16 protein-coding genes and 1 pseudogene are annotated in these 24599 nt (G+C 62.2%); 1 reads left to right on the forward strand and 16 read right to left on the reverse strand.

Going from position 1 to position 24599, the window contains the following annotated elements:
- Positions 1 to 2: 2 nt before the first annotated feature.
- The 7 genes from HNP49_RS09500 to HNP49_RS09530 form a co-directional block, all read right to left on the reverse strand.
- The gene (locus HNP49_RS09500) at positions 3 to 1010 is read right to left on the reverse strand and encodes an HD-GYP domain-containing protein (protein ID WP_184682704.1); all 1008 of its coding nucleotides are present in this window, start codon (positions 1008 to 1010) and stop codon (positions 3 to 5) included.
- Entirely contained in the window at positions 1007 to 4687 is a 3681-nt protein-coding gene (locus HNP49_RS09505) for a PAS domain S-box protein (RefSeq protein WP_184682706.1), read from the reverse strand. The genes HNP49_RS09500 and HNP49_RS09505 overlap by 4 nt, the downstream gene beginning before the upstream one ends.
- 138 nt (positions 4688 to 4825) lie before the next feature.
- A complete protein-coding gene (gene htpG / locus HNP49_RS09510) occupies positions 4826 to 6724 on the reverse strand; it encodes a molecular chaperone HtpG (protein ID WP_184682708.1) in 1899 nt (632 codons plus the stop codon).
- A 101-nt stretch (positions 6725 to 6825) separates the two neighbouring features.
- A complete protein-coding gene (locus tag HNP49_RS09515; protein WP_184682710.1) occupies positions 6826 to 8064 on the reverse strand; it encodes an MFS transporter in 1239 nt (412 codons plus the stop codon).
- A gap of 42 nt (positions 8065 to 8106) precedes the next feature.
- Positions 8107 to 8547: a PaaI family thioesterase gene (locus HNP49_RS09520; protein ID WP_184682712.1), complete on the reverse strand. Its 441-nt coding sequence runs from the start codon at positions 8545 to 8547 to the stop codon at positions 8107 to 8109.
- Positions 8544 to 9020, reverse strand: a complete 477-nt coding sequence (locus tag HNP49_RS09525; protein ID WP_184682714.1) for a PaaI family thioesterase — start codon at positions 9018 to 9020, stop codon at positions 8544 to 8546. The genes HNP49_RS09520 and HNP49_RS09525 overlap by 4 nt, the downstream gene beginning before the upstream one ends.
- A gap of 55 nt (positions 9021 to 9075) precedes the next feature.
- Entirely contained in the window at positions 9076 to 9807 is a 732-nt protein-coding gene (locus tag HNP49_RS09530; protein ID WP_184682716.1) for a DUF599 domain-containing protein, read from the reverse strand.
- 127 nt (positions 9808 to 9934) lie between these two features.
- Between HNP49_RS09530 and HNP49_RS09535 the strand changes: the two genes are divergently transcribed.
- Entirely contained in the window at positions 9935 to 11914 is a 1980-nt protein-coding gene (locus HNP49_RS09535) for a neutral/alkaline non-lysosomal ceramidase N-terminal domain-containing protein (RefSeq protein ID WP_184682718.1), read from the forward strand.
- A 4-nt stretch (positions 11915 to 11918) separates the two neighbouring features.
- On the opposite strand, the gene HNP49_RS18975 is transcribed toward HNP49_RS09535, so the two are convergent.
- The 9 genes and pseudogenes from HNP49_RS18975 to sdhA all read right to left on the reverse strand — a co-directional run bounded on the left by HNP49_RS18975 (position 11919) and on the right by sdhA (position 24599).
- Positions 11919 to 12707 (reverse strand): methyl-accepting chemotaxis protein, encoded by a 789-nt coding sequence (locus tag HNP49_RS18975; protein ID WP_409372540.1) that lies wholly within the window; start codon positions 12705 to 12707, stop codon positions 11919 to 11921.
- Positions 12708 to 12776: 69 nt separating this feature from the next.
- Positions 12777 to 13880: pseudogene (locus HNP49_RS18980) on the reverse strand (HAMP domain-containing protein); the annotation flags it as partial.
- A 121-nt stretch (positions 13881 to 14001) separates the two neighbouring features.
- Positions 14002 to 14883 carry a succinate--CoA ligase subunit alpha gene (sucD, locus tag HNP49_RS09545; RefSeq protein WP_184682722.1) on the reverse strand — a complete coding sequence of 294 codons (882 nt, stop codon included), beginning with the start codon at positions 14881 to 14883 and terminating at the stop codon, positions 14002 to 14004.
- Positions 14883 to 16049 (reverse strand): ADP-forming succinate--CoA ligase subunit beta, encoded by a 1167-nt coding sequence (gene sucC / locus HNP49_RS09550; RefSeq protein ID WP_184682723.1) that lies wholly within the window; start codon positions 16047 to 16049, stop codon positions 14883 to 14885. Before sucC ends, sucD begins: the two co-directional genes overlap by 1 nt.
- Positions 16050 to 16255: 206 nt before the next feature.
- Complete coding sequence (gene lpdA, locus HNP49_RS09555; protein WP_184682725.1) at positions 16256 to 17692, reverse strand: dihydrolipoyl dehydrogenase; 1437 nt, start codon at positions 17690 to 17692, stop codon at positions 16256 to 16258.
- A gap of 68 nt (positions 17693 to 17760) precedes the next feature.
- Positions 17761 to 18981, reverse strand: coding sequence for a 2-oxoglutarate dehydrogenase complex dihydrolipoyllysine-residue succinyltransferase (odhB, locus tag HNP49_RS09560; RefSeq protein WP_184682727.1), 1221 nt, complete (start codon positions 18979 to 18981; stop codon positions 17761 to 17763).
- A 43-nt stretch (positions 18982 to 19024) separates the two neighbouring features.
- Entirely contained in the window at positions 19025 to 21856 is a 2832-nt protein-coding gene (locus HNP49_RS09565) for a 2-oxoglutarate dehydrogenase E1 component (protein ID WP_184682728.1), read from the reverse strand.
- A gap of 239 nt (positions 21857 to 22095) precedes the next feature.
- Positions 22096 to 22815 (reverse strand): succinate dehydrogenase iron-sulfur subunit, encoded by a 720-nt coding sequence (locus HNP49_RS09570; RefSeq protein WP_184682730.1) that lies wholly within the window; start codon positions 22813 to 22815, stop codon positions 22096 to 22098.
- An 11-nt stretch (positions 22816 to 22826) separates the two neighbouring features.
- Complete coding sequence (sdhA, locus tag HNP49_RS09575; RefSeq protein ID WP_184682732.1) at positions 22827 to 24599, reverse strand: succinate dehydrogenase flavoprotein subunit; 1773 nt, start codon at positions 24597 to 24599, stop codon at positions 22827 to 22829.

A 24599-nucleotide genomic window follows, 5' to 3' on the forward strand; every position in this document is an offset into this window, starting at 1 on the left:
GTTCAGGACTGCTGCTCGGCCCAGCGCTGGCGAATTTCCAGGATGATCGGCAGCTCGGCGATGAACAACTCGACCAGCTGCGGATCGAAATGGCGCCCGCTCTCGTCGCGCAGCAGCTGCACCGCCTTCTCCACCGGCCAGGCCGCCTTGTACGGACGCTCGCTGGTCAGGGCGTCGAACACATCGGCAATCGCCACGATGCGCCCCTCGATGGGAATCTCCTCGCCCTTGAGGCCACGCGGGTAACCGCTGCCATCCCATTTCTCGTGATGGGTCAGGGCAATATCGTGGGCCATGCGCAGTAGCCCGCCGGGGTGCTGACCGATGATGTCCGCACCGATCTGCGCATGGGTGCGCATCACCGCCCACTCGGCATCGTCCAGCTTGCCGGGCTTGCGCAGCACCGCGTCAGGAATGCCAATCTTGCCGACATCGTGCATGGGCGCGGCGTTGAGCAGCTCCTCGGCATCTCGCTCGCTGAAGCCGGCGGCCCGCGCCAGCACCTGGGAGAAGTGGCTCATGCGGATCACGTGCAGGCCCGTCTCGTTGTCCTTGAACTCGGCCGCCAGGCCCAGGCGCTGAACGATCTGCAAGCGGGTCTCGCGCAGCTCCTCCACCCGTACCAGCGACAGGTGGGTCCGCACACGGGCGCGGACGATGGCCGGACTGACCGGCTTGGTGATGTAGTCGACCGCACCGACGGCAAAGCCACGCGCTTCATCCTCCACATCCGCGAGCGCCGTTACGAAGATGACCGGGATCGCCGCCGTGGCCGAATGGCCCTTGAGCCGCTCGCACACCTCGTAGCCGGTCATGCCCGGCATCATCACATCCAGCAGAATCAGGTCAGGCTTCTCGCGCGCGGCCAGCTCCAGCGCCTTGCTACCGTCTTTGGCAAACAGCAGTCGATAGTCCTCCTGCAGAATATGCCGCAGCACCTGCAGATTGGCCGGTTCGTCATCCACCACCAGCACTTGCTGGCGGCTGTCCTGAGCTTGAGTTTGTGTCACTCGCCAATCTCCTGCTTCAACTGCTGGCGGATGCGCTGCAAGTGTTCCAGCGCCTGCTCGAATTCAAAATCATCGATGGCCTGACGCACCGTACGCATCTCATCTCCGCCCGACTGCACGCTCTGTTCGAGCAGACTCAGGGCGGCTTCATCCAGGCTGCCACGTTCAAGTTCAGCGATCAGGGTATCCAGCGCCTGACGCACACGCTGCGGATCGGCCGAAACCATCATCGCCGCCGCCTGAGCCTCCGGCTGCAGGGGCAAAGCCAGGCGAACCGCCTCGAAAGCCTCATGCCAGGCATCAACCAGTTCGGCACAGCGCTCGGCGGCCCCGGCACGGGCCGCCTGCTCCAGACTGAATGCAGTATGGCTCAGCTGCACCAACCCGAGATTGGCAGTCACCCCACGCAAGCGGTGTGCCTGGGTTTCAAGATCGGCCAGGTCAGGCGCCAGCAGCAAGGCCCGCACAGGCTCGGCAACGGCCTGCTCCTCCAGGAAACGGGCAATGGCCGCCGCCATCTGCAGCGGCCCACCCCACAGGCGTGCACCGCGCGTCCAGTCGAATAGCCCTTTCGGTTTATTCGCCGCAGCCACCGATACGCTCGGCCCGCTCGACAGCCCCAGCACACCCGCCATTTCCGCCAACAGCGCCTGCATATCCAGAGGTTTACTGGCAAAGCCGTTCATGCCGGCATCCAGCGCCTCCTGGCGATCACGTTCAAGCACGCTGGCCGTGAGCGCGATGATCGGCACCGGGCCAGACTGCCGGGCCTGCTCCCAGGCACGTATGCGCCGGCTGGCTTCCAGGCCATCGGTGCCAGGCATCTGTACGTCCATCAGCACCAGGTCGAAGACCTCACGGGTAAACATCTCAACCGCCGCCGCGCCATCGCCAACGGTGATCAGTTGATGACCTAGACGCTGCAGATTGAGCACCAGCAGTTCGAGGTTCTGCTCCACATCATCCGCCGCCAGAATCCTCAGCGGTGGCAAACGCGGGGTCTGGCGCCGCTCGCGCACGCGCACCGTGCCCTGCCCGACAGGCAAAGGCAGATCGACGATAAAGCGGCTACCGATGCCCAGTTCACTTTCGACCAGGATGCGCCCCCCCATCAGCTCCACCAACTGCCGCGAAATGGTCGTGCCCAGGCCGGTACCGCCAAAGCGCCGGCTCATCGACGCATCGGCCTGAGCGAACGGATCGAAGATGCGCTCCAGACGGTCGGCCGCGATGCCAATCCCGGTGTCATGCACGGTGAAGCGCACGGCGCCGGGTGCGCCGGAGACCTGCAAGCGCACGCTCCCCTGCTCGGTGAACTTGACGGCATTGCCCAGCAGGTTGCTCAGTACCTGCTGCACGCGCAACGGGTCACCCTTGAAGTGCTCGCCCAGGGTTTCGGGATACTCCAGATGCAACCCAAGGCCCTTGCGCTCGGCAGTCAGGCGGTGGGTGTCACAGACCTGCTCGCACAGCTCGCGCAGGGAGAAGTCGAGGGTTTCCAGTTCGATGGCGCCGCGGTCCAGTTTTGCCGTGTCGAGGATGTCATTGAGCAGCCCCAGCAACGAACGCGAGGCCTGCTGCACCGTGCGCAGATGGCGGCGCTGGGCGTCGTCCAGAGAAGTGTCCAGCAATAGCTCGGTGAAGCCGATTACCGCGTTCATCGGCGTGCGGATCTCATGACTCATATTGGCCAGGAAGCTGCTGCGGGCCGCGGCCGCCTGCTCGGCGCGGTCACGGGCGGTACGCAGCTCCTGCTCCATCAGCCGCCTTGGCGTCAGGTCGGTGGCCAGCTTGACCACCTTGAACGGCTGGCCGTCGATATCGAGAATCGGGTTGTAGGTGGCCTGAATCCACACCTCCTGCCCCGCCTTACTGAAACGCCGGTATTCGCCACGACTGAAACGCCCGGCTCGCAACTCGGCCCAGAACTGCGCGTACTCCTCGCTGGCGGCGTACTGCGGATCACAGAGCAGGCGGTGATGCTGGCCCAACAGTTCACTGGCCGACTCATAGCCGAACAGCTGCAGGGCATTGTCGTTGATCGTAAGGATGTGACCGGCCAGGTCGAACTCGATCAGCGCCATGGCCTTGCTGATGGCGTTGACCTTGCCTTCGTACTCGGCGTTGCGCCGCTTGCTCTCGGTCTGGTCGAGCAGTACGCCGTCGATCCAGCGCGGCTCGCCCGCCTCGTCACACACCGCACTACCGCTTTCCCAGATCCAGTGTTCGCGCCCAAGGCGGTCATAGAGACGGTACTCAATCGCATAGCTGCGGCCGGCATTCACCGCCTGCAGGACCTCTTCGGCAATGCGCGGACGATCATCCGGATGGAACAGCTCGGCAATGGACTTGCGTCTTTCCGTGAAGTCCTTCGCTGGCCAGCCAGTCAGCACCGCGACGGCGTCGCTGATGAACAGCATGCTCCAGTCGTCATCCAGCAGGCAGCGAAAGGCCACACCAGGAATGTTGCCGATCAGCGAGCGGTACTGCTGCTCGCTCTCGCGCATGGCTTTCTCCAGGGCCTTGCGCTGGCTGATGTCACTGACGAAACCGACATACAGGACATGCCCGGGTAGTTCTGCACGGCCGATAGCCAGGCGCAACGGCAGGTGCCGGCCATCCTTGTGCAAACCCTCGACCTCACGCCCGACACCAATGATCCGCGCCTCGCCACTCTCCTTGAAATGGCTCAGGTAGCCATCATGCTGGCTGCGGTGGGGTTCCGGCATCAGCATGCGGATGTTCTGCCCGATCAACTCCTCGCTGCGCCAGCCGAACAGGCGCTCGACCGAGGGATTGACCGCGAGTATCTGGCCGCGCTCGTCGATGGTGATGATGCCGTCGACCGCCGTATCAAGGACCGCCGCCATGCGGCTCTGACTGCCCTGCATCTGCCGGTACAGGTCGCGGTAGCGCAACAGGCCATTGACCGCCGCCACCAGCATGCTCAGCGCCAGGGTGGCCATCGCCACCGCCAGGGCGAGGTAGAAGCTGCCCTCGACGCTACGCGGCTGGCTGAACTCCTCCATGCCGACAAAACGCGCGGCGGCCATGCCGGTGTAATGCATGCCGCTGATCGCCAGGCCCATGACCAGGGCGGCCAGGGACAGCGCCTGACCTTTGCTGAAGTGTTCACGCAGCCCAAAACGCACCCACAACGCCAGGACCGCCAGCACCACCGCGACCAGAATAGACAGGGCAAACATCCAGGGGTCGTAACGCAGCAAGGGCGCCATCTGCATCGCCGCCATACCGCTGTAGTGCATGGCGCCGATGCCGGCGCCAACGAGTACACCGCCGCCAACCAGCTGGAACGCACTGAGCCGACGCAGGGACAGCAGGCTCAGCGCCACCCAGGACGCAAACAGGCTGGGCAGTACCGAGGCCAGGGTAATCAGCGGGTCATAGCGCACCGCAGCGCATAGCTGGAAAGCCAGCATGCCGATGAAGTGCATGGACCAGACACCACCGCCAAGGGCCACCGCACCGGTGGCTATCGCCAGTTGGCGATGAAAGCGGCTCTGACTCACCCGAGCCACGCCGGCCAGCTGCAGGGCCATGGCCGAGGTCACTACGGCGATCAGCACCGACAGCAGCACCAGCGCCGGTTCGTGCTGACCGAAGACCTGCATGCCTTCGCTCGCGGAATCGACAAACCATTGATCGAGTAAGTTCATGGATACCTGCACACGCAACGATATCCAGTGACTTAATACGGCCTTGACGCCGCCGTCAATCAAGCCGCCTTGAGCGCCACGCCGCAGAGGCACGAAAGCCCGCACTCGGCGGGCTTTCGTATCCAGCTTGCATCACTGTCAGGCCGAGAGTTCGACCAGCAGCTTGTTCAGGCGGCGCACGTAGCTGGCCGGATCCTTCAGGCTGTCACCGGCGGCCAGGGCGGCCTGATCAAAGAGGATATGCGACAGGTCGACAAAGCGGTCTTCATCCGGCTCACCGTCGAGTTTCTCGATCAGCGGATGGCCCGGATTGATCTCGAAGATCGGCTTGGCGTCCGGCACCTTCTGCCCGCTGGCCTCGAGGATCTGGCGCATCTGCAGGCCCAGGTCCTGCTCGCCGATGGCCAGGATGGCCGGCGAATCGGTCAGGCGATGAGACACACGAACCTCGGCTACCTGTTCGCCCAGCGCGCCCTTGAGGCGCTCGATCAGACCCTCCTTGGTCTTGGCGATTTCTTCCTGGGCCTTCTTGTCCTCGTCGGAGTCCAGCTTGCCCAGGTCCAGATCACCACGGGCCACATCGACCAGCTGCTTGCCATCGAACTCGGTGAGGTAGCTCATCAGCCACTCGTCGATGCGGTCGGTGAGCAGCAGCACCTCGATGCCTTTCTTGCGGAACACTTCCAGATGCGGGCTGTTCTTGATCTGCGCGAAGCTCTCGCCGGTCAGGTAGTAGATCTTGTCCTGACCGTCCTTGACGCGGCCCAGGTAGTCGGCCAGCGACACAGACTGCTCCTCGCCTTCGCCCGCCGTGGAGGCAAAGCGCAAGAGACCTGCGATCTTCTCCTTGTTGGCGAAGTCTTCGGCCGGACCTTCCTTGAGCACCTGGCCGAAGGCCTTCCAGAACTTCTTGTAGTCCTCGGGCTTGTCCTTGGCCAGCTTCTCCAGCATGTCCAGCACGCGCTTGGTCAGCGCCGACTTCATCGAGTCGATCACCGGCCCGGACTGCAGGATTTCGCGGGAGACGTTCAGCGACAGGTCATTGGAATCCACCACGCCCTTGATGAAACGCAGGTACAGCGGCAGGAACTGGTCAGCCTGATCCATGATGAACACGCGCTGCACATACAGCTTCAGGCCCTTGGGCGCTTCGCGCTGATACAGATCGAAAGGCGCGCGGCCGGGAACGTACAGCAGGGAGGTGTACTCCAGCTTGCCCTCGACCTTGTTGTGGCTCCAGGACAGCGGGTTTTCGAAATCGTGGCCGACGTGCTTGTAGAACTCCTGGTACTCCTCGTCCTTGACCTCGCTGCGCGCGCGGGTCCACAGCGCACTGGCACGGTTAACGGTTTCCCACTCGGCCTCGGCGGAGGCCTCTTCACCGTGCTGCTCCTTGGGCAGCTCGATCGGCAGGCCTATGTGGTCGGAGTACTTCTTGACGATGTTGCGTAAGCGCCAGCCATCGGCGAACTCTTCCTCGCCGGCCTTGAGATGCAGCACGATACGGGTGCCGCGCTCGGGCTTGTCGATGCTGGCGACCTCGAAGTCACCCTCGCCCTTGCTCGACCAGTGCACACCGGCGCTGGCGGCATCGCCGGCGCGGCGGGTAAAGACCTCGACCTGGTCGGCGACGATGAAGGCGGAGTAGAAGCCGACGCCGAACTGGCCGATAAGGTTGGAGTCCTTCTTCTGATCGCCGGAAAGGTTCTTGAGGAAGTCGGCGGTACCGGACTTGGCGATGGTGCCCAGGTGAGCAATCACTTCGGCCCGGTTCATGCCGATGCCGTTGTCTTCCAGGGTCAGGGTCTTGGCGTCCTTGTCGAACGACAGACGGATCTTCAGCGGATCACCGCCTTCGAGCAGCTCCGGCCTGGCCAGCGCCTCGAAACGCAGCTTATCGGCGGCATCCGAGGCGTTGGAAATCAGCTCGCGCAGGAAGATCTCCTTGTTCGAGTACAAGGAATGGATCATCAGGTGCAGCAGCTGCTTCACCTCGGTCTGGAAGCCCAGGGTTTCTTTTTGAGTTTCCACACTCATGGTCATCTAACTCCACATGCAGGACAGGCCGCGAGATGGCGGCGGATGTCATGCAGATGGGGTCGGCGCGGGCAATTTCAAGGGCCGCCCGCAAGCCGAACTCAGGGTTCGAGCAGCTCGATCAGCTGCACATCCTCAGGTTTGACCCGGTAGCTGGCGCCGCCGGCGCCACTGACCTGGCGTTGCAGGGTCAGCCGCCCGGTCGGGCTGAGGCCGGTAAAGCGGCCTTCAGCGACGCTGCCAGCGTTGGTCTGCACGCGCATGGACAACTGCTCGTAGCGCTGCGGCTCGCGCAGCAGACGCTGCAGGCTGAAGGTCAGGCGGCGGTCGTTAGGATTGAGGCTGGACGCTGGATCCAGCGGTACGCTGGGCTCAGGCTTGGCGGATGCTCCCTCAGCCAGCGGCGGATAGTTATCGCCGATTACCTGCCAGCCGCGGCTCTCGTGCTTGCGCAGTTGCACCGGCAGAGTCAGTGCCTGTTCGCCTACTCTGGCCGTTACCTCCAGGCTGAGGGTGGGCGCCGGTAGGGTGAACGGCGGCAGGCTGGAGACGCTGACATCGGCGCGTTGCTCGCGGCGCTGCAGGTAGTCGCGAATCACCCAGGCCAGGGTATCGCGCGAATCGTGCCGGCGATCGACCTGTCCCTCGTGGTAGCGCAAGCGGTCAGTAAAGACTTCGACCTCGCCGCTGAGCGCGGTGCGCAAGGCGCTGGGCATGACCAGGTGGAAATCACCCACCAGCTTGTTGGGGGCCTGCGGCTTGAGGTCCAGGTGCAGCGTATAGCCGCGATTGAGTCGGCGTGCCTCCGGCAGATCGCGCTCGGCATCCAGCCAGACCACTTCCACTTCCGGCTGCGTGCCGGCGTCCTGCGGCAGCACATCGACCCGCAGTTCGCCACTGACGGGCTGTGTCAGACGGATATTGACCTCGCGCTTGGCGAAGAAGTCGCCGCGCTCGCGCAGGCTCAGCACACCGTCGATCAGCTCGCCCTCGGTCGGGGCAAAGGGCTGGCCACGCAGCTCGCCATACAGACGGATATTCAGTTCAGGCACAACCGCCGGTGCGGATTTCAGCCAGTCGAGGCTGACAATGGCCTGCAGCCGCTCGGCATCGTGCTGGGCCAGCTGCACCAGGCCGACCACCAGGGGGATGCAACCCATGCCGGCCAGCGCCAGCGCCTTGCGTGCGCGCTTCCAGTAGCGAATCACATAGACCAGAGTGATCGGAGGGATCAGGCTGCCCAGGCCCCACAGCAGGCTGGTACCGAAGGCCAGGGTCACCAGCAGCACCAGGCCGCTGAGGATCATCAGCACACCGCCAAGAATCAGCAACGCATCCATTCACAGGTCCTTGAGAGCGAAATCTGCCGCCGGGCCGGCCACTCAGTCCACCTTGAAGTGGGCCCGCGCGGTGGCAATCGGCTCGGTCTGGTTGGTCTGCCAGGCCGTGATGGCAACGTTGGCCACCCGCCGGCCCTGGCGCCACACCTGGCATTGCACGAAGGTGTCACGGTAATGCCCGGCGCGCAGATAATCTATCGAGAAGTCGATGATTTTCGGCATATGTGGAATCTCCATGAACATCAGCAGGTGCAGCAGCGCCGAGTGCTCCATGAAGCCTGCGATCACTCCGCCATGGATGGCCGGCAGAATCGGGTTACCGATGTTGTTCTTGCTCGCCGGCAGGCGGAACACCATGTCGTCGCCCAGGCGCAGGCACTCGATGCCGATCAGCCTGGCGTAGGGAATCAACTCGATCAGCGCATCGTAATTGTTGGTCTCGTGCGCCTGGCGCACCAGGGCATTGATGTTCAGCTCGCTCATGCGCCGGCTCCGTCGATGTTCTGCTTCAGTCCGCTGTCGCCCTGAGCGCCCTTGCCCATGCGCATGAAGGCGCCGACCACATGGGCAATCGGCTCACGCGGATCATCCTGGTAGGCATAGCCGCGGGTGAAGATGACGTTCTCGGTGACGCGGTAGCACTCGGCGAAACCGAATACGTCCTTGTGCGGCTCGGCCGGACGCATGTAGTCGATGCGCAGATCAAGGGTCGGGCAGATCTCGAACTCCGGCAGCACGCAGACGGTGGAGATGCCGCAGGTGGTGTCCATCAGCGTGGTGATGGCGCCGCCGTGGATCACCCCGGTTTCCGGATTGCCGATGATCTGCGTGCTGTAGGGCAGCCGCAGCGTCAGGCCGCTGCTGTCCACATTGTGCACCTGCATGCCGAGCACCTGACAATGGCGCAAGGCGCCGAGAAAACGCTGGGCACGATCCAGCATGCTGTTATCGCTCATCGACTATGACCTCTGCGAGTGCGAAAAGGGCGGGCATGATAACGACTTGCGCCGCTCAAAAAAGGCCTTTTTGCGGGGGTTCCTGACCGGCGTTGGTGTACAGCATGACCTCCAGCACATCGGAGTGGAACTCACGGCGGTACAGCACCAGCACGACCCCGGTGGTCGCCAGCACGAACAGCCCGGGATGGATGAACCAGGCCAGCATCGACAGGCCGAAGTAATAGGCACGCAAGCCCTGGTTGAACTGGTGGGCGGCCAGGGAAATCACCCGCGCGGTGCGATCGGTGAACACCTTGCGCTCCTGCTCGCTGGCCGTGCGCTCGGCAACCATAGGCGCCGCACCGACCAGCACCGCGGCAAAGTTGTACTGGCGCATGCACCAGCTGAAGGTAAAGAAGGCATAGACGAAGACCACGCCGAGGATCAGCAACTTGACCTCGGACAGCTCGCGACTGGGCGCCTGCACGAACGGCAGTTCGGCCAGCACCGACACCGCTCGTTCGGTGGAGCCGAGCACGGTGAGAATACCGGCCAGGATGATCAGGGTGCTGGAGGCAAAGAACGACGCATTGCGTTCCAGATTGCCGATCACGCTGGCATCGGCAATGCGGTTGTCGCGCAGCAGCAGGCGGCGCATCCAATCCTGCCGGTACAGGTGCAGCACCGACGCGAGACACGGCGTGGAGCGGGCTTTCCAGGCCGCATAGTGGCTGTAGCCAATCCAGCACAGCGTGAACCAGGCCAGTGCGGCCAGATGAATCAGATAGGGTTCGAGCAGGGACATCAGGCATCTCCGGACAGAGCGCCGATTATAGCCGCAGCCGCGACGCAATCTCAGGCCAAACTGGCCCGGAATGACTTGTACCAACGTTCCACTTTTACAGTAGGGTGTGGCAAAAAAAGGATCGGCCATGCCTCGCCTCGCCTCTCTCTGCATCCCCCTGCTCTGCCTGCTGCTGAGTGCCTGTAGCGGTGTCAGTCTGGATTACCGCTTTGCCACCCTTGCCGCCAAGCCGCTGCCCGCGCAGCAAGCTGCGCTGCTGGGCGCCGTGCAGGAAGTGGACATCACACCGCCACCGGGTCTGCCCAAGGCCGGATTCTCCACCTGGGCCGAGACTGGCGACGGTTTTCGCACCCGCCTCAAGGCTCGGGTGTTCTATCTGCGTCCCAAGGGCAGTCAGCCACTGGTGCTGATCCAGAGCGACCTGCTGGCCGGATCGGAAATCCTCCACGCGGCGCTCGCCTCGCGTCTGGCGCGGATCAGCGAGATCGCCCCGCAGAACCTGGTGCTGGCCGCCAACCACACCCACGCCGCGCCCGGGCAGTACTTCGGCAGCGACTTCTACAACCTGCACGCGAGCAACGCCGGCGGCTTCGATCCGCGCTGGTTCGAGTTCCTCGCTGGCCGACTGGAAAGTGCCGTACTCAAGGCGCGCGAGGTACTGCGCCCGGCACGCATTGCCGTCGGCCAGCGCGAGGTCTGGGGGCTGACGCGCAACCGCTCGCTGGAACCCTATCTGGCCAACCCCGAGGTCACCGACAAGACCACCACCATCTTTCAGGCCATCAACCCAGACCTGACCCTGGTGCGCATCGACCTGCAGGAGCCGAGCGGCGCCTACCGCCCCGCCGGCGCCTTTGCCAGCTTCTCCATCCACGGCACCGGCATCGGCTCGGACACCGGCTTCTACCATGCGGATGTCTGGGCCTATATCGCCAATGAAGCCGCATGGCGCGTGCAGCAGCGCTATGGTCTGACCGATAAGCCAGTGCTCGGCGCCTTCGAAGCCACCCATGGCGACGTGGCACCCAACGAGCGCCCCAGGCAAATCGGCTATGCCGAAGCCCGCCGTGTGGGCCGCGCCATTGGCGAGCAGGCCTTCGAACTGTTCCACGATCTGGATGATCGGCTGCGCGACGACCTGCCGCTGCGCAGCGCCCTGCGCGAAGTGGACGTGCTGGCCCAGCCGAGCATCGGCACCGCGCATCTTTGCCAGCCCGCCGTTGGCGCCGCGCTGGCCGCCGGCGCCCATGAGCACCGCTCGCCGCTGATCTGGTACCTGCCCTTCATCCATCCAGGGCAACCGCGCACCTTCTTCACGGACACCTGCCAGGGTGCCAAACACTGGCTGGGCGGTGCCTGGCTGCAGCCGCTGATCCTGCCCACGGAACAGTTCCCCCATCGCCTGCTCCTGCAGACCCTGCAGATTGGTGACAGCTACTGGGCCATGCTGCCTTTCGAGGTCACCACCATGAGTGGCCGTCAGATCGAAACGCGCATGCGTGCCACGCTGAAGGACGCCGGCGTACACAACGGTCTGGTCGTGGTCAGCAGCGTGGCCAATGGCTACACCGGCTACGTCACCACCCCCGCCGAATATGGCCTGCAGCACTACGAGGGCGGGCACACCCTCTACGGACCGCAGACCGCGCCCTTCCTCGCCGCCCATAGCGCAGAACTGCTCGACGAGATGCTGGCGCGCGAGAGTTTCGCCGATCTGCCGGATAGCCGAGAGTTCAGCCTGGCCAGCCGGCGTTTCTGGCCCGACGTCGATGGCCACCAGCATCCTCGCGAACTGCTGAGTACAGGCTCTGACAGTGAAGGTGGCGAGGCTTATCTGGCCGTACGCTGGCGGGATCAGGCACCGGAGGCCATGGCCTTCGACCAGCCACTGCTGGCGGTTGAGGTGCTGCATGACGGACGCTGGCAGCCGCTGCTGCGCGATGGTCGCATCGAGGATGATCAGGGCTTCGACCTGGCCGTGCGCTGGATCGGTGGGCGCGACTATGAGGCGCGCTGGTACAAGCCTACCTCACAGTCTGCAGCGCCTCTGCGCCTGCGCATTGCCCCCCGAGGCGGGCGAGAGGCAATGCTGGTACCTCTGCCCTGAGCAGTCAGATCTGAAACTGCTTGATCAACTGGCCCAATCGGGTTTCCAGCTTATCGAGGCTTTGACTCGCTACCATGACCTCCTGAACCGAGGCATGGTTGCGCTCGCCAAGCCTGCTGGCTCGATCAATGCCGCTCCCGGCATCAGCCGCCATCGAAGCCTGGCTATCGGCGTATTGTCTGATTCGCAACACGCTCTGATCAATCTGATCAATGACGCCGTTCACCGCTTGCAAGGTGCTGCGGGTCTCCGCAGCACAACGGGCAGCGTGCTCCAGCGCTTCCCGACTATCGTGCATAAGCTGCAGCGAGGCCTGAGCATTGCGCTGCAAGGTCTGCACAATCTCTTCAATCTCAACTGTGGATTGCTGCGTCCGCCCAGCCAATGAGCGAACCTCATCCGCCACCACCGCAAATCCCCGCCCCTGCTCTCCAGCCCTGGCTGCCTCGATGGCGGCGTTAAGCGCGAGCAGATTGGTCTGTTCGGCAATTGCGCGAATGACCCCCACAACCGATCCGATCTGCCCACTGTCACTTTGCAGGGTCTCAATGACGTGAGCGAGGCTGGAGAACTGCTGATCAAGAGCCTGCATGGCAACTTGGTTGTCATCAACACGGGACTGCCCCTGCAGGGCTGCCTGACGGGCTGACTGGGAATGCTCAGCGCCCTCCCCTGCACACTGTTTGAGCGCCGCACTCTGCTCTGCCAACTGGCTTATTTGGCTTGCTGCAGCACGGTTTTCCGCAAGCTGCTCCGACACATCCGAGTGCACGCAGCTCACGGAATCGCGCATCGCCACCACCGCTTGATCGAGGGTAGAAACTGAGGTGGATACCTCAGCAACCGTGCAACGAATTCTCTCTGCAAACGTGTTGAAGGACTTCGCCAACTGACCAAGATCTTCGGCCGAGGTAACCGGCAAACGCCGAGTCAAATCACCTTCACCTTCAGCGACATCCTGCAAGGCTCGCGTCAATCGCCACAACGCACGGCTCAGTGCGCGTCCGACCATCCATGACAGCCCTCCGCCCAGGCACAAGGCCAAGACAACCGCTAGCCATAACCACCGGTTGGTCTGATCGGCCATGCTGCCAGCTTCCTGACCGGCAGTACCCATTGCCTCCAGCAACACGCGCTGTAAAGCACTGGCCTGCTCGCCAATGCGCGCATCCAACGTTTCCATTTGAGCAACCGCCTGCTTGCGCCGCTCAATCAACTGAATCAATTGTTCCGCAGCCTGCCGGTACTGACCTAACTCCAGCAACGCTCGTTCCATGGACTGTTTGGTTCGATCCGAACTGGTTCGATCACGCAGCACAGACATTTTGCTCTGGGCATCAGCCAGCTCGGTTAAAGCCTTCTTTGCTTGCTCGGCCCGTTGCTCCTGCAAGAACTGGTACAACGACTGGCTTCCCAGCAGGAGGTGGCTCATGGAGGCACTGCTGTAAAACACCGCATCCAGGTTAAAACTCTGCTGGGCAGCCACCAGCGTGGCAGACAGCTCTTTCTCAACCTGAGGCCCATGCTGATCCAGGCCCTCCTGCTGCAAAACACGCTGCTGACGACTCAACTGAACCAGTGTTTCACTGAAAAGCTGCCGATACTGGCTATAGCTCTGCTCGACCTCTGCCAAACGCGACGCTTCGCCCACTAGCTGCAAGCTGCTGCGAGAGGCATCCAAAGCCTGCTGCAGGGCCTTATCCAACTGAGAAAAACGAGTTTCCAAAGCAGGCTCACCGGTTCGTAGATACTGCTGAACAGTGTTTTTCAGATGCCCCATTTCCTCGGCGACGCGAGCGGCCTGCTGAACGCCAGGGCCCAGTTTCTCGCTGACTAACGCTACGCGGCTGGCAACCTGTTCCAGCGAAAAGGTGGACAGCGCACCTAGCAGTACCAGCAGCAGCCCCATCAGAATAGGGGCAACGGCCAACTTGTAGGCCACCGACCAGTCTTTGAAACCGCGCATACATACCTCCCACGACGACACCTGTATGGGATCGGCGATCAAAACGGTTTCTGTAGTCTAGGCAAGAAATCACAGGCACAAAAAAGCCCGCCAGAAGGCGGGCTTTTTCAAGGCAGCAAGCTTATTTCAATGACCAACCTGTCACTTCTGCCAGCGCCTTGCCGATGTCGGCCAGGGAACGCACGGTTTTGACACCAGCGTCCTGCAGGGCGGCGAACTTCTCGTCCGCAGTGCCCTTGCCACCGGAGATGATGGCGCCGGCGTGACCCATGCGCTTGCCGGGCGGTGCGGTGACACCGGCGATGTAGGACACCACCGGTTTGGTCACGTTGGCCTTGATGTAGGCTGCGGCTTCTTCTTCAGCGCTACCGCCGATCTCACCGATCATGACGATCGCTTCGGTCTTCGGGTCTTCCTGGAACAGCTTCAGGATGTCGATGAAGTTGGAGCCCGGGATCGGGTCGCCGCCGATGCCCACGCAGGTGGACTGGCCAAAGCCGGCGTCGGTGGTCTGCTTCACGGCTTCATAGGTCAGGGTGCCGGAACGCGACACGATGCCTACCTTGCCCGGCAGGTGGATGTGACCCGGCATGATGCCGATCTTGCACTCACCGGGAGTGATGACGCCCGGGCAGTTCGGGCCGATCAGGCGTACGCCCAGCTCGTCGCACTTGACCTTGGCGTCCAGCATGTCGAGGGTCGGGATGCCTTCGGTGATGCACACGATCAGCTTGATGCCGCCGTTGGCCGCTTCCAGGATCGAGTCCTTGCAGAACGGAGCCGGAACGTAGATCACGGACGCATCGGCGCCGGTGGCTTCGACAGCTTCCTTGACGGTGTTGAACACCGGCAGGCCCAGGTGGGTGGTGCCACCCTTGCCTGGAGTCACGCCGCCGACCATCTGGGTGCCGTAGGCGATGGCCTGTTCGGAATGGAAAGTACCTTGCGAGCCTGTGAAGCCCTGGCAGATGACCTTGGTGTCTTTATTGATCAGGACGCTCATTACTTGCCCTCCGCAGCTTTGACAACTTGCACAGCCGCATCGGTCAGGCTGGTTGCCGCGATGATGTTCAGGCCGCTTTCGGCCAGGACCTTGGCGCCCAGTTCAGCGTTGTTGCCTTCCAGACGAACCACGACCGGAATCTTCACGCCGACTTCTTTCACGGCGCCGATGATGCCTTCGGCGATCATGTCGCAACGCACGATGCCGCCGAAGATGTTGACCAGTACGGCCGCGACATTGCTGTCGGACAGAATGATCTTGAACGCTTCGGTCACGCGCTCTTTGGTCGCGCCACCGCCTACGTCGAGGAAGTTGGCTGGCTTGCCGCCGTGCAGGTTGACGATGTCCATGGTACCCATGGCCAGGCCAGCACCGTTGACCATGCAGCCGATGTTGCCTTCCAGGGCCACGTAGTTCAGTTCGAACTTGGCCGCGTGGGCTTCGCGCGGATCGTCCTGCGACGCGTCATGCATGGCGCGCAGCTTCGGCTGGCGATACATGGCGTTGCTGTCGATGTTGATCTTGGCATCCAGGCAGTGCAGGTTGCCGTCTTTCTTGATCACCAGCGGGTTCACTTCCAGCAGTGCCAGGTCGTAGTCCTGGAACAGCTTGGCCAGGCCAACGAAGATGGCCGTGAACTGCTTGATCTGGTCGCCTTGCAGGCCCAGCTGGAAGGCCAGCTCGCGGCCCTGGTAAGGCTGTGCGCCTACCAGCGGATCGATAGTGGCTTTCAGAATCTTTTCGGGAGTGTCGTGAGCGACTTTCTCGATATCCACGCCACCTTCAGTGGAGGCCATGAACACGATGCGGCGGCTGGAGCGATCCACCACGGCGCCAAGGTACAGTTCCTTGGCAATATCAGTGCAGGATTCCACCAGAATCTTGCTGACCGGCTGACCATTGGCGTCAGTCTGATAAGTGACCAGACGCTTGCCCAGCCACTGAGCGGCAAAGGCCTTGGCATCTTCCTTGTTGCGAACCAGCTTGACCCCGCCCGCTTTGCCGCGACCACCGGCGTGCACCTGGGCTTTGACTACCCACTCGCTGCCACCAATCTTGTCGCAGGCCGCTGCGGCCTCTTCCGGGGTGTCTACGGCGAAGCCTTTGGATACCGGCAACCCGTATTCAGCGAACAGCTGCTTACCCTGATACTCGTGGAGATTCATGCTTTTCTACCGTCTGTGTTTTGGTATTGCGCATACGATGCTGCGCTCGTGGCGCCGCATCACCTGTGACCACATGGGTGGTCGGATGAACTTTCCGACAGCGAGCTAGGCTTGCTGCGGGCAATCCACCCTGGTTCTGCGCCCGCGGCAAGCCGCGGGCTTGAATCAACCGATCGACGTGGCGGCGCACTGGCGCCGCCAACGCCTCAACGCTTCTTGCGGTTGGCGATGTGAATGGCATGGCCATTCACTGCCAGTGCTGCTTCGTGCAACGCTTCGGACAGGGTCGGATGGGAGAACACCATCAGTCCTAGGTCTTCGGCACTGCTGCCAAACTCCATGGCGATTGCGCCCTGCTGAACCAGTTCTGCCGCGCTTGGGCCGATCACGTGCACACCCAGTACGCGGTCGGTCTTGGCATCGGCAATCACCTTGACCAGACCACCGGTGTCGTTGGCTGCCATGGCACGACCACTGGCGGCGAACGGGAAGGTACCGACGTTGATCTCAACGCCCTCGGCCTTGAGCTGCTGCTCGTTCTTGCCGACCCAGGCGATTTCCGGGTGGGTGTAGATCACGCCCGGGATCAGGTCGTAGTTCATCTGAACCTTGTGACCGGCGATACGCTCGGCCACCATCACACCCTCTTCCGAGGCCTTGTGCGCCAGCATCGGACCACGCACCACGTCACCGATGGCATACACGCCTGGCACGCTGGTGGCGCAGTTGTCATCGACAAAGATGAAGCCACGCTCGTCGAGGTTCACACCGCTGTCGGCAGCCAGCAGATCCTGGGTTACTGGACGACGGCCGACGGCCACGATGAGCTTGTCGAAGGTCAGTTTCTGCTCGCCGGTGGCGTCGGTGAAGTTCACCGTAACCTGCTTCTTCTTCACCTCCGAACCGGTCACGCGAGCGCCCAGGCGGATATTCAGACCCTGCTTGGTCAAGGTCTTCAGGGCTTCCTTGGCGATCTGCTCGTCGGCAGTCGGCAGGAACTTGTCCTGCGCCTCGATCACGGTCACTTCGGCGCCCAGACGGGCCCACACCGAACCGAGTTCCAGGCCGATGACGCCGGCGCCGATCACACCCAGCTTCTTCGGTACGCTCTGGAATTCCAGGGCGCCAGTGGAGTCGACGATCACATCCTGATCGACCGGTGCCGGCGGGATGTCGATTGGCTTGGAGCCGGAAGCGATGATCACATGGGCAGCTTCCACCACCTGCACGGTGCCGTCGATACCGGTCACTTCAACCTGCTTGTTGGCCAAGAGCTTGCCGTGGCCTTCCAGCTGGGTCACGCCGTTGGCCTTGAACAGCGCGGCGATGCCGCCGGTGAGGTTCTTCACGATACCGGCCTTGCGCGCGATCATCGCCGGTACGTCCATGGCCAGGCCCTTGACCTCGATGCCATGAACCTTGAAGCCTTCTTCGGCCTCGTGGTACTTCCAGGAGCTGTCCAGCAGCGCCTTGGAGGGGATGCAGCCGACGTTCAGGCAGGTACCGCCCAGGGCCAGCTTGCCGTCCTTGTCCTGATACTTCTCGATACAGGCGGTCTTCAGACCCAGCTGGGCGGCCTTGATTGCAGCCACATAACCACCGGGGCCTGCACCAATCACCACTACGTCGAATTTCTGGCTCATAACTTTTCCTTCTCGGATGTTTGCGAACGGCCCCTTGTGGGGGCCGTCTCAAGCGGCTGGCAGTCGGATCAGATATCCAGCAGCAGGCGTGCCGGGTCTTCCAGCAGGTTCTTGATGGTCACCAGGAAGCTCACGGCTTCCTTGCCATCGATCAGACGGTGATCGTATGACAGCGCCAGGTACATCATCGGACGGATCACGACCTGGCCGTTGACGGCCATCGGACGTTGAATGATGTTGTGCATGCCCAGGATGGCGGCCTGCGGCGGGTTGACGATCGGGGTCGACATCATCGAACCGAAAGTACCGCCATTGGTGATGGTGAAGGTGCCACCGGTCATCTCGTCGATCGACAGCTTGCCTTCTTTGGCCTTCTTGCCAAAGGTGGCGATGCCGTTCTCGACTTCGGCCAGGCTCATCAGCTCGGCATTACGCAGTACCGGCACCACCAGGCCACGATCACTGGACACGGCCACGCCGATGTCCTGGTAGCCGTGGTAGACAATGTCATTGCCATCAATCGAGGCATTGACCGCCGGGAAGCGCTTGAGCGCCTCGACCGCCGCCTTGACGAAGAACGACATGAAGCCCAGGCGTACGCCATTGTGGGTCTTCTCGAACAGGTCCTTGTACTTCGAACGCAGGGCCATGACTTCGGTCATGTCGACTTCGTTGAAGGTAGTCAGCATGGCCATGGACGACTGGGCTTCGACCAGGCGCTCGGCGATCTTGGCGCGCAGGCGGGTCATCGGTACGCGCTTCTCGGCGCGGTCACCTGCAGCAAACATCGGAGCTTCGACGGCAGGAGCCGCCGGCTTGGCCGCTGGTGCCGGCGCGGCGGCCTTGGCAGCTGCTGCAGCCACGGCGTCTTCCTTGGTCACTCGACCGCCTTTGCCGGTACCGGCAATGCTGTTCGGGTTCAGGCCGCTTTCTTCGGCGATCTTGCGCGCGGCCGGTGAGAGGATGGCGTCTTGGGCGGCAGCTGCCGGAGCAGCGGCCTGCGCGGCTACGGCCGGAGCCGGAGCGGCGGCAACCGGAGCGGAAGCCGTGGCGGAGGTGTCGAGCTTGCCCAGCAGTTCGCCGGAAAGCACGGTATCACCCGCGTTCTTGACGATTTCCACCAGCACGCCGTCGGCTTCGGCCAGTACTTCCATGACGACCTTGTCGGTTTCGATATCGACGATCAGCTCATCACGCTTGACCGCCTCGCCCGGCTGCTTGTGCCAGGTGGCCACGGTGCCGTCGGCAACCGATTCCGGGAAGGTAGGGGCTTTGATTTCGATAGCCATTTTTTCGTTGTCCTGTTTATTCGGTTTCTAGCGCGCGAAGGCGTTACACAGTAAAGGCGTCGTTGAGCAGCTTTTCCTGCTGCTCGGCGTGCATCGAGGCATACCCACAAGCCGGAGCCGCCGAAGCGTCGCGACCGGCGTACTGCAGGAACAGCTCCTTCTTGTGCGCGCTGGCAACCCGGCGCATGTGATGCTGACTGCAATACCAGGCACCCTGGTTCATCGGCTCTTCCTGGCACCAGACGATGTGCTTGAGGTTCTTGTACGGGGCCAGAGCCTCGGTCAGGTCTTCCTCAGGGAACGGATACAACTGTTCGATGCGCACAATCGCAATATCATCACGTTGTTCTGCACGACGTTTTTCCAGGAGGTCGTAGTAGACCTTGCCGCTGCACAGAACCAGACGCGTTACTTTCTTCGCTTCCAGCGCATCGACCTCGCCCAGTACGGTCTGGAACGAGCCTTCGGCCAGATCTTCCAGCGTCGAGATGGCCAACTTATGCCGCAGCAGCGACTTCGGGGTCAATGCGACCAACGGCTTACGCAGCGGGCGGATAACCTGACGACGCAGCATGTGATAGACCTGCGCCGGCGTGGTCGGCACGCAGACCTGCATGTTGTGTTCGGCACACAATTGCAGGTAACGCTCCAGACGCGCCGAGCTGTGCTCCGGGCCCTGACCTTCATAGCCATGCGGCAGCAGCATGGTCAGGCCGCACAGGCGACCCCACTTGTGCTCGCCGCTGGAAATGAACTGGTCGAATACCACCTGGGCACCGTTGGCAAAATCGCCGAACTGCGCTTCCCAGATCACCAGCGCGTTGGGCGTGGTGGTGGCGTAGCCGTATTCGAATGCCAGTACAGCCTCCTCGGACAGGTAGGAGTCGTACAGGTCAAATTTTGGCTGACCGTCGTAGAGGTTCTGCAGAGCGATGTAACGCTCGGCATCCTTCTGGTTGTGCAGCACCGCATGGCGGTGGGAGAAGGTGCCGCGACCGACGTCCTGACCGGTGATGCGCACCGGATGCCCTTCGGACAGCAGCGTGGCGTACGCCATGGTCTCGGCGAAGCCCCAGTTGATCGGCAGCGCACCGGCGCCCATCTTCTGGCGATCCTCGAGGATCTTGGCGACCTGACGCTGAACGACGAAACCTTCCGGGATTTCCAGCAGGCGATTGGACAATTCCTGCAGGGTCTTGAGGTTGAAGCGCGTGTCGTGGCGGGCGGTCCAGGTGTGGCCCAGATAAGGGCGCCAGTCGACGAAGAGCTCCTCGTTCGGCTGTTTGACCAGGCTCTTGACCACATGCTGGCCGTTATCCAGCGCCATGCGGTACTCGTCGACCTTGGCCTGCACGCGCCCGGCATCCATCACCGCGCTCTGGATCAGGGCATCGGCATATAGCTCGCGGGTGGTGCGCTGCTTACCGATCAGCTGATACATCAGCGGCTGGGTGCCGCTCGGCTCATCGGCCTCGTTGTGGCCACGGCGGCGATAACAGACCAGGTCGATGACCACGTCACGCTTGAACTGCATGCGGTAATCGACGGCCAACTGGGTGACAAACAGCACCGCTTCCGGATCGTCGCCGTTCACGTGCAGGATCGGCGCCTGGATCATCTTGGCGACGTCGGTGCAGTACTCAGTGGAACGAGCATCTTCGGCACGACTGGTGGTGAAACCGACCTGGTTGTTGATCACCAGGTGGATGGTGCCGCCCGTTTTGTAGCCACGGGTCTGGGACATCTGGAAGGTTTCCATGACCACACCCTGACCGGCAAAGGCCGCGTCACCGTGGATGGAGATCGGCACGACCAGATCACCGTCGGCATCCTTGCGGCGATCCTGACGGGCACGCACGGAACCCTCGACCACCGGGGACACGATCTCCAGGTGCGAAGGGTTGAATGCCAGCGCCAGGTGCACTTCGCCACCAGCGGTCATGACGTTGGAGGAAAAGCCCTGGTGGTATTTCACGTCACCGGAGGAAAGGCCCTGAGCCTGCTTGCCTTCGAACTCGTCGAACAGGTCACGCGGGTTCTTGCCCAGGGTGTTGACCAGTACGTTGAGGCGGCCACGGTGGGCCATGCCGATGACGATTTCCTTGGTGCCGTAGGAACCGCAGCGCTGGATGATTTCATCGAGCAGCAGAATCAGGCTTTCGCCACCTTCCAGGCCGAAACGCTTGGTGCCCGGGTACTTGGTGCCCAGGTACTTTTCCAGGCCCTCGGCAGCCGTCAGGCGCTCCAGCAGGTGACCTTTGACCTCCGGCGAAAACGCCGGGCGACCTCGCACGCTCTCCAGACGCTGGGCAAACCACTTGCGCTGTTCGGAGTCGACGATATGAGTGAACTCGGAGCCGATGGTGCCGCAATAGGTGCTGCGCAGGGCATCATGGATCTCACGCAGGGTCGCCTCATCCTTGCCGATGAACAGTTCGCCGGTGCGGAAGGTGGTATCGAGATCGGCGTCGGTCAGGCCGTAATGGTTGATCGACAGATCGGCCGGCGACGTACGCTTCCAAAGCCCCAGCGGATCGAGGCGCGAGGCCTGATGACCACGCATGCGGTAGGCCTGGATGAGACGCAGGACTTCGACCTGCTTCTTCTCATGCTCGGAGCTGACCGAGCCGGCGGAAACCGGTTGCAGGCGACGCTGATTTTTAGCCAGCAGGATGAAATGGTCACGGACCGTAGAATGCGAAACGTCGGTGGCGGGGTTGCCGTCGGCCGGCAGTTTCTGGAAATACGTGCGCCACTCTTCTGGCACAGCATTAGGATCGTGCAGGTAGAGCTCATAAAGCTCTTCCACATAGGCAGCATTTCCACCGGATAGGTGGGCGCTGTTCCACATGCGCTGCATTACGCTTTCTTGCATGCTAGGTCACCCTCGATAAGGGGACGCTACCGGCGTGAAACCACGCGGCTTATAAAGTCCAGTGCAGCGACTTGGTAAGCCACTACGGGTCCCGCAGATAGTCCGGGTACCAGCCCGGTCGCCCCTGCTGGTCGTCTTCTTTCAGTAAGAACCTTGGCTTTGTGAGCTGAGGTCCGGGGGGTTAAGACTGCGGCATCGGGTTTGACCGATGCCGCAGGTATTTCGGGTCATGCGATGAATCAGGTACCGCTTTGCAGCAGCATGCTGCGCACGTGACCGATCGCCTTGGTCGGGTTGAGACCCTTCGGGCAGACGTTCACGCAGTTCATGATGCCGCGGCAGCGGAACACACTGAACGGATCGTCCAGCGAGGCCAGGCGCTCGGCAGTCTTGGTGTCACGGCTATCGGCCAGGAAACGGTAGGCCTGCAGCAGTGCAGCGGGACCGAGGAACTTGTCCGGGTTCCACCAGAACGACGGGCAGCTGGTCGAGCAGCAGGCGCACAGGATGCACTCGTACAGACCGTCCAGTTTCTCGCGCTGTTCCGGGGACTGCAGACGCTCGATGGCCGGAGCCGGCGTGTCGTTCTGCAGATACGGCTGCACCTTCTCGTATTGCTTGTAGAAGATGCTCATATCGACGACCAGGTCACGAATGACCGGCAGCCCCGGCAACGGACGAACCACCAGCTTGTTGCCCTTGACCACCGCCGAAATCGGGGTGATGCAGGCCAGGCCGTTCTTGCCGCTGATGTTCATGCCATCGGAGCCGCATACGCCTTCACGGCAGGAGCGACGGTAGGAGAAACCTTCGTCCTGCTCTTTGATCAGCGCCAGTACGTCCAGCACCATGAGGTCCTTGCCATCGATCTCGACGGTGAAGTCCTGCATGAAGGGAGCAGCATCCTGCTCCGGGTTGTAGCGATAAACGCTGACTTGCAATGTCTTACCTAACGACATATCGGTCACCCTTAATAAGTACGAATCTTGGGTTCAAACGCCGGCACTGTCTTCGGCGCGAAGTTGACGGAACGCTTGGCAACGCGCTTCTCACCCGGGAAGTACAGGGTGTGGCACAGCCAGTTTTCGTCATCACGCTCTTCGAAGTCTTCACGGGCATGCGCGCCACGGGACTCGGTACGAGTCTCGGCAGCGATCGCAGTCGCTTCAGCCACTTCGAGAAGGTTTTGCAGTTCCAGCGCTTCGATACGCGCAGTGTTGAACGCCTGGCTCTTGTCCGCGATCTTGACGGTCGCGATGCGCTCACGCAGGTCGGCCAGCTGTTTGATGCCCTTCTGCATGTATTCACCGGTACGGAATACACCGAAGTAGTTCTGCATGCACTGTTGCAGCTCTTTACGCAGCGGTGCCACGTCTTCGCCGCTCTTGCGCTCGTTGACGCCGGACAGACGCTTGAGCGACAGCTCCAGGTCGGTTTCGCTGGCACCGCGGTGCTCGATACCTTCCTTGAGGGCTTTTTCCAGGTGCAGACCGGCAGCACGACCGAACACCACCAGATCGAGCAGCGAGTTGCCGCCCAGACGGTTGGCACCGTGTACCGATACACAGGCGACTTCGCCCACGGCGAACAGACCGTCGATGATCTTGTCGTTGCCGTTGGCATCCTGGGTGATGGCCTGGCCATGGATGTTGGTGGCAACGCCGCCCATCATGTAATGGCAGGTCGGAATCACCGGAACCGGCGCTACAACCGGATCGACGTGGGCAAAGGTCTTGGACAGCTCACAGATGCCCGGCAGGCGGCTGTGCAGCACATCTTCACCCAAGTGGTCGAGCTTCAGCAGAACATGATCGCCATCCGGGCCACAACCGTTGCCGGCGATGACTTCCTTGACCATGGAACGGGCGACCACGTCGCGGCCGGCCAGGTCTTTGGCGTTCGGAGCATAACGCTCCATGAAGCGCTCGCCATGCTTGTTGATCAGGTAGCCACCCTCGCCGCGGCAACCTTCGGTTACCAGCACGCCGGCACCGGCAATACCGGTTGGGTGGAACTGCCACATTTCGATGTCCTGCACCGGCACGCCGGCACGCAGGGCCATGCCCACGCCGTCGCCGGTGTTGATCAGGGCATTGGTGGTGGAGGCGTAGATGCGACCGGCACCGCCAGTAGCCAGTACGGTGGCCTTGGAGCGGATGTAGACGGTTTCACCATTTTCGATGCAGATGGCGATCACGCCCACAACGGCGCCGTCCTGGTTCTTCACCAGATCAACCGCGTACCACTCGTTGAGGAAAACGGTGCCGTTCTTCAAGTTGGCCTGATACAGGGTGTGCAGCAGCGCATGACCGGTACGGTCAGCCGCGGCGCAGGTACGCGCAGCCTGACCGCCCTTGCCGAAGTCCTTGGACTGGCCACCGAACGGACGCTGATAGATACGACCCTGCTCGGTACGGGAGAACGGCAGACCCATGTGCTCGAGTTCGAACACGGCTTCCGGGCCAACGGAACACATGTATTCGATCGCGTCCTGGTCACCGATGTAGTCGGAGCCCTTGACGGTGTCGTACATGTGCCAGCGCCAATCGTCATTCGGGTCGGCCGAAGCGATGGCACAGGTGATGCCACCCTGGGCAGACACGGTATGGGAACGGGTCGGGAAGACCTTAGTTACCACGGCAGTCTTGTGACCGGACTGGGACAGCTGCAGGGCTGCGCGCATGCCGGCGCCACCGCCACCGATGATGATGGCGTCGAAATTGAGAGTAGGAATGCTAGCCAT

The sequence above is a fragment of the Pseudomonas fluvialis genome (genome assembly GCF_014207935.1).
Lineage (GTDB): Bacteria > Pseudomonadota > Gammaproteobacteria > Pseudomonadales > Pseudomonadaceae > Aquipseudomonas > Aquipseudomonas fluvialis_A.